Consider the following 1,211-nt stretch of genomic DNA (forward strand, 5'->3'; position numbering starts at 1 on the left):
CCAAGCCGAATGCAAATGCCACTACCGATGCCACAAACCCAGGCGGGTTTATACCAAAGTACGCGGAGATAACAATAGCGACCATGGCTGCCAACCTCGCTGCAAGTAACTCTTGCTTGTCGGTAATATCGGGCTTGAGAGTTCGCTTGAGTAAATCGTGCGAAACGGAGGTCGAAATAACCAATAGTAAACCTGCTGTTGTAGAAAGTGCAGCGGCAATACCACCAGCAGCTACAAGTGCGATTACCCATGCTGGTAAGTTAGCAATCTCTGGATTAGCTAATACCATAATGTCGCGGTCTACGTTTACTTCGTTAGCACTGTTCGGATCGGTGATTTTACCCGCCGTGTAGAACATTTTGCCATCGCCGTTTTTATCATCAAATGTAATTAAACCTGTGCGTTCCCAGTTTTTAATCCATCCTGGTGCTTCTGCGTAAGCTGTACCGCTACCGTCTTTACCATTAATAGTATCAACCATGTTTACGCGAGCAAAGGCTGCAACCGCAGGTGCTGTAGTATAAACAATCGCGATGAACACAAGTGTCCATGCTGCAGAAATACGCGTGTCTTTTACGCGAGGTACAGTGAAAAAGCGAACAATTACATGTGGTAAACCAGCAGTACCTACCATTAACGCGCCAGTAATAGCGAACACGTCAATCATGCTCTTAGAGCCTTCGGTATATTGCGCAAAACCAAGTTCAGCGCTTAAGCCGTCTAGTTTATCAAGTACGTACACGCCATCGCTGCCAATTAATGTGGCACCAAAACCGGTTTGTGGGAAAAAGTGACCCGTCATCATCATCGAGATAAAAATGGCTGGTACAAGGTAGGCAAATACAAGTACACAATACTGCGCTACTTGTGTATAGGTAATGCCTTTCATGCCGCCAAGTACCGCATAAAAGAATACAATCACCATACCAATGTAAACACCGGTTTCAATTTCTACTTCTAAAAAGCGTGAAAATACGACGCCTACGCCACGCATTTGCCCTGCAATGTAAGTAAAACAAATGAATATGGCACATACAATTGCCACTAAACGCGCAGTGCGTGAATAGTAACGGTCGCCAATAAAATCAGGAACAGTAAACTTGCCGAATTTACGTAAGTAAGGCGCTAAACACATGGCTAATAGTACATAACCACCTGTCCACCCCATTAAGTAAACGCTGCCATCGTAACCTGCAAACGAAATAATACCT

Annotated in this window: 1 protein-coding gene; it reads right to left on the minus strand. The window is 44.7% G+C overall.

What is annotated here, in order from left to right:
• The coding region (locus L654_RS0101770; protein ID WP_024607072.1) for a sodium:solute symporter family protein at positions 1 to 1,211 on the minus strand (1,211 nt) is incomplete at both ends.

It is taken from the genome of Pseudoalteromonas sp. TAB23 (genome assembly GCF_000498075.1).
Taxonomy (GTDB): domain Bacteria; phylum Pseudomonadota; class Gammaproteobacteria; order Enterobacterales; family Alteromonadaceae; genus Pseudoalteromonas; species Pseudoalteromonas arctica.